This is a genomic window from Cellulomonas hominis, from assembly GCF_901521055.1.
Lineage (GTDB): Bacteria > Actinomycetota > Actinomycetes > Actinomycetales > Cellulomonadaceae > Cellulomonas > Cellulomonas endometrii.
The window spans coordinates 1-5,396 of sequence record NZ_CABEGA010000097.1 but is presented as its reverse complement, the minus strand read 5'-3'; the positions used below and the strand labels follow the sequence as shown (position 1 = coordinate 5,396).

The following is a 5,396-nucleotide window of genomic DNA, read 5'->3' as shown; positions in this document are numbered from 1 at the left end:
CCGCACCGGCGCCCCACCGAACTCCTCCGAGGCCTGCGTCGGCAGCGTCAGCTGTGTAGAAGAGACAGTCCCCGAGCAGCTCCGGGTCCGGCGCGAGAAGCGCGACCGCATGCTGGCCGAGGGCGTCGAGCCGTACCCCGTGGGCGTGCCGCGCACGCACACGATCGCCGACGTCCGCGCCGCCCACCCGGACCTCGAGCCCGGCGAGGAGACCCAGGACGAGGTCGGCGTCGCCGGCCGCGTCGTGTTCCTGCGCAACACCGGCAAGCTCTGCTTCGCCACGCTCCAGGACGGCGAGGGCAACCGCCTGCAGGCGATGCTCAGCCTCGGAGCCGTCGGCGAGGACCGCCTGGCCGCGTTCAAGGCGGACGTCGACCTCGGCGACCACCTGTTCGTGCACGGCCGCGTCGTGGCGTCCCGCCGGGGCGAGCTCTCCGTGATGGCCGACGCCTGGCAGCTCGCCGCCAAGTCGCTGCGCCCGCTGCCGAACCTGTACGCGCGCGGCGACGAGGAGGCCCCCGAGCTCTCCGAGGAGGTCCGCGTCCGCCAGCGGTACGTCGACCTCATCGTGCGGCCGGCGGCCCGCGACGCGGTCCGGCTGCGCGCCGGAGTGGTCCGGTCGCTGCGCGAGAACTTCCACCGCCGCGGCTACCTCGAGGTCGAGACGCCGATGCTGCAGACCCAGCCCGGTGGCGCCGCCGCCCGGCCGTTCGTCACGCACATGAACGCGTTCGACATGGACCTGTACCTGCGGATCGCGCCGGAGCTGTTCCTCAAGCGCGCGGCCGTCGGCGGCCTGGAGCGCGTCTTCGAGATCAACCGGAACTTCCGCAACGAGGGCGCGGACTCGTCGCACTCGCCGGAGTTCGCGATGCTCGAGGCGTACGAGGCCTACGGCGACTACGACACCATGGCCGCCCTCACGCAGGACCTCGTGCAGACGGCCGCGCAGGACGTGCTGGGCACCACGACGCTGACGCTCGCGGACGGCACCGAGTACGAGGTCGGCGGTGACTGGACGCAGCTGACCATGTACGGGTCGCTGTCGGAGGCGCTCGGCGAGGAGATCACGCCGCAGACCACGGTCGAGCAGCTGCAGAAGGTCGCGGACCGGCTCGACGTGACCCTCGACCCCGCGCGGGTCAGCCACGGCAAGCTCGTCGAGGTGCTGTGGGAGCACCTGGTGGGCGACCACCTGCACGCCCCCACGTTCGTGCGGGACTTCCCGGTCGAGACCAGCCCGCTGACCCGCGACCACCGCGAGATCGCCGGGCAGGTCGAGAAGTGGGACCTGTACGTGCGCGGGTTCGAGCTCGCCACGGCGTACTCCGAGCTGGTGGACCCGGTGATCCAGCGCCAGCGTTTCGAGGCGCAGGCCCTGCTCGCGGCGGCCGGGGACGACGAGGCCATGCGGATCGACGAGGACTTCCTGGCGGCCGTGGAGTACGCGCTGCCCCCGACCGGCGGGATGGGCATGGGCGTCGACCGGCTGCTCATGGCGCTCACCGGCCTCGGGATCCGCGAGACGATCCTGTTCCCCCTCGTGAAGCCCCAGGCCTGAGGAACGCCCCGTCCGCGGGCTGCCCGGTTCGTTCTGCGCCAGGACGACCGGCGTACCCTGGGCCGCATGAACATCGGTCCCGCGCTCGCCGCGTTGGCCCCGTCCGTCGGCGTCGGGCTCATCTTCTGGTTGGCCATCCGTGCCCTCGTGAACGCCGACCGCACCGAACGCGCCGCATTGGCGCGTATGGATGCCGAGGACGCGGCGCGTGCACAAAGCGCCGAGAAGAACCCGGAAATCTGAGGATTTCGGCGCGGGTGCTTTGACGCGCGCGCAATGGGATGCGATGCTTTTCCCGACCGCAGGATTCAGCCGCTCGATTCCAGGGGGCAGCGGCCAACGGCTCGGGAGGGCGAAATGGCACAGAAGGTTCAGGTCCTGCTCGTGGACGACATTGACGGCGGCGCCGCCGATGAGACGGTGACGTTCGCGCTGGACGGGGTCTCGTACGAGATCGACCTGACGACCGAGCACGCCACCGAGCTGCGTGACGCCCTGGGCACCTGGGTCGGGCACGCCCGCAAGGTCGGTGGCCGTTCGTCCGCGGGCCGCGGGGGCAGCAGCGGCGGCGGTGCCGGCCGTCCGCGCCGGTCCTCCGACGCCGGTGCGGTGCGCACCTGGGCGAAGGAGAACGGGTACGACGTCTCCGAGCGCGGCCGCATCTCGGCGGAGATCCGCGAGGCGTACGAGTCCGCCCAGCGCTGAGGCGAGCGGCACGGCGAAGGCCCGGCCCCCAAGGGGAGCCGGGCCTTCGTGCGTCCGCCGCTGCGTCCGTGGCGGCGTCCGCGGCCAGCGAGGTCGTCACTCCCGCACGAGGTCGTCCCGCAGGACTGACGACCTCGTGCCGTTGTGACGACCTCGGCGGCCGGGAGCGGCCGCGGCGGCCGGGGCGCCGCCGTCAGGGGCGGGTGGCCGTCAGGTCGCGGACGGCGGCGTACTGCTCGCGGACGTGCGGGGTCGGGCCGGCCTCGTGCACCTCGGCCTCGCCGGCGGCCGTCCACGCGGGCGGCTGCTCGGTCCCGCTCAGCGCCCACGCGGCCTGCCGGGCGGCGCCGTCGGCCACGTACTCGCCGGGGGTCGGGACGGTGACGTCGATGCCGAGCACCGCGGGCGCGATCCGCCGCACGGCCTCCGACTGCGCCCCGCCGCCGATGAGGGACACCCGCTCCACCGGCACGCCCTGGGCGCGCAGCGCGTCGAGCCCGTCGGCGAGCGCGCACAGCATGCCCTCGACGGCCGCGCGGGCCAGGTGCGCGGGCGTGGTGTTCGCCAGCCGCATGCCGTGCAGGGCCCCAGTGGCGTCCGGCTTGTTCGGGGTGCGCTCGCCCTCCAGGTACGGGACGAGCACCAGGCCGTCGGCCCCCGCCGGGGCGGACAGCGCCAGCTCGGACAGCCCGCGGTGGTCGACGCCGAGCATGCGCGCCGCGGCGTCGAGCACCCGGGAGGCGTTGAGCGTGCACGCGAGCGGGAGGTAGGCGCCGGTGGCGTCCGCGAAGCCCGTCACGAGCCCGGAGCCGTCCGCGGTGGGCGTCGCGGAGACGGCGGACACCACGCCGGAGGTGCCGATCGAGATCGCCACGTCGCCGGCGACCATGCCGAGCCCGAGGGCCGCGGCGGCGTTGTCGCCGGCGCCCGCGCCGAGCACCGTGCCGGCGCGCAGCAGGCCGTCGGTGACGACGCGGCCCGCGACGGCGTGCGGGGCCACGACCCGGGGCAGGACGGCGCCGTGCCCGAGCGCGAGCTCGAGGAGGTCGTCGCGGTAGCCCTCGGTGAACGGGGACCAGTAGCCGGTGCCCGACGCGTCGGACCGGTCGGTGGTCAGCAGCCGCAGGTCCGCGCTGCGCCCGTCCTCGCCCTGCCCGGCCAGGCGCCAGGTCAGCCAGTCGTGGGGGAGCGCCACGGCGACCGCCCGGGCGGCGGCGTCGGGCTCGTGGTCGCGCAGCCAGCGCAGCTTCGTGACGGTCAGGGACGCGACGGGGACCGAGCCGATCGCGTCCGCCCAGGCCTGGGGGCCGCCGAGCTCGTCGATCAGCGCGAGCGCCGACGGGGCGGAGCGGGTGTCGTTCCACAGCAGCGCGTCGCGGACGACCCGGCCCTCGTCGTCGAGCGTCACCATGCCGTGCTGCTGCCCGCCGACAGCGACCGCGTCGACGTCGTCGAGCCCGCCGGCGTCCCGGACCGCCACCTGCAGGGCGTCCCACCAGTGCCGCGGGTCGATCTCGGTGCCGTCGGGGTGCGACGCGCGGCCGGAGCGCACCAGGGCGCCGGTCTCGGCGTCGCGCACGACGACCTTGCAGGACTGGGTGGAGGAGTCCACCCCGGCGACGAGGGCCATGAGGATGCGTCCTTGCTCTGCTCAGGGAAGGGGGAGAGCGCCGAGGTCGAGGGTGTCACGGGAGGCAGGGGACGGAGACCCTCGACCTCGCCGGAGACCCTCGACCTCGGCGGTGGTGCTGCAGATCAGCGGGCGCCGAGCGCGTGCTCCAGCGCGAGCTGGTTCAGGCGGACGAAGCCGAAGCCGCGCTGGGCGACGCCCTCGACGTCGAAGTCCTCGAACGCGGAGCGGTCGGCCAGCAGGTCGGCGAGCGACTCGCCCTCGCCGAGCGTGGGCTGCGCGAGCTCGAGCACGCCGGACGCCTCGAGGGCCTCCTGCACCTCGGGGTCGGCGCGGAACGCCAGCGCCCGCTCCTTGAGGATCAGGTAGGTGGCCATGTTCGCGCGGGCCGACTCCCACACGCCGTCGAAGTCCTCGGTGCGCGACGGCTTGTAGTCGAAGTGGCGCGGGCCGTCGTAGCGCGGGCCGCCGGACGGGAAGCCGTTCTCGATGAGGTCGACGGTAGCGAACGCGGAGAACAGGTCGCCGTGGCCGAACACGAGGTCCTGGTCGTACTTGATGGACCGCTGACCGTTGAGGTCGATGTGGAACAGCTTGCCGGCCCACAGCGCCTCGGCGATGCCCTGCGTGTAGTTCAGGCCCGCCATCTGCTCGTGGCCGGTCTCGGGGTTCAGGCCGACGATGTCGCCGTGCTCGAGCTTGGCGATGAGCGCCAGCGCGTGCCCGATCGTCGGGAGCAGGATGTCGCCGCGGGGCTCGTTCGGCTTCGGCTCGATGGCGATCCGGAGGCCGTAGCCCTTCTCCTTGATGTACGCGGCGACGGTGTCGATGCCCTCGGCGTACCGGTCGTGCGCGGCGTTGAGGTCCTTCGCGGAGTCGTACTCCGCGCCCTCGCGGCCGCCCCACATGACGAACGTGTCGGCGCCGAGCTCGGCGGCGAGGTCGACGTTCCGGATGACCTTGCGCAGGCCGTAGCGGCGCACGCGGCGGTCGTTCGAGGTGAACGCGCCGTCCTTGAAGATCGGGTGGCTGAACGTGTTGGTGGTGACCATCTCGACGGTCACGCCGGTGTCGGCCAGGGCCTGCTTGAAGCGGGCGAGGATGCGGTCGCGCTCGGCGGCGTCGGATCCGAACGGCACGACGTCGTCGTCGTGGAACGTCACGTGCGCGGCGCCGAGCTCGGCGAGCTTGTGCACGGACTCCACCGGGTCGAGCCACGGGCGGCTCGCGGAGCCGAACTGGTCCTGGGCGTTCCAGCCCACGGTCCAGAGGCCGAAGGAGAACTTGTCTGCGCGGGTGGGCGTCGGTGCCATCACGAAACTCCTCGTCGAGGTTTGTCTTGTGGATGAACTTATACGCGGCACCGGCTAGGGTCAACCGCATGCCCGAGCCCGCGACCGCCCCCGTGCCACCGGTCGCGGGCTCGGGCATGCGGTTGACCCTAGCCGGTGCCGCGTATAAGTTCATCCACAAGACAAACCTCGACGAGGAGTTTCGTGA

At 73.1% G+C, this 5,396-nt stretch carries 5 protein-coding genes; 3 read left to right on the top strand and 2 right to left on the bottom strand.

Going from position 1 to position 5,396, the window contains the following annotated elements:
* Positions 1 to 109: 109 nt before the first annotated feature.
* The 3 genes from lysS to KJP73_RS18940 all read left to right on the top strand — a co-directional run bounded on the left by lysS (position 110) and on the right by KJP73_RS18940 (position 2,266).
* Positions 110 to 1,561 (top strand): lysine--tRNA ligase, encoded by a 1,452-nt coding sequence (gene lysS, locus KJP73_RS18950; protein ID WP_213284437.1) that lies wholly within the window; start codon positions 110 to 112, stop codon positions 1,559 to 1,561.
* 66 nt (positions 1,562 to 1,627) lie between these two features.
* Positions 1,628 to 1,804, top strand: a complete 177-nt coding sequence (locus KJP73_RS18945; RefSeq protein WP_213284436.1) for a hypothetical protein — start codon at positions 1,628 to 1,630, stop codon at positions 1,802 to 1,804.
* Between the two features lie 114 nt (positions 1,805 to 1,918).
* On the top strand, positions 1,919 to 2,266 hold the full coding sequence (locus KJP73_RS18940; RefSeq protein WP_213284435.1) for a histone-like nucleoid-structuring protein Lsr2: 348 nt from the start codon (positions 1,919 to 1,921) through the stop codon (positions 2,264 to 2,266).
* A 193-nt stretch (positions 2,267 to 2,459) separates the two neighbouring features.
* On the opposite strand, the gene xylB is transcribed toward KJP73_RS18940, so the two are convergent.
* Complete coding sequence (gene xylB / locus KJP73_RS18935; protein ID WP_213284434.1) at positions 2,460 to 3,896, bottom strand: xylulokinase; 1,437 nt, start codon at positions 3,894 to 3,896, stop codon at positions 2,460 to 2,462.
* A 125-nt stretch (positions 3,897 to 4,021) separates the two neighbouring features.
* Positions 4,022 to 5,209, bottom strand: a complete 1,188-nt coding sequence (gene xylA, locus KJP73_RS18930; RefSeq protein ID WP_213284433.1) for a xylose isomerase — start codon at positions 5,207 to 5,209, stop codon at positions 4,022 to 4,024.
* Positions 5,210 to 5,396 lie beyond the last annotated feature (187 nt).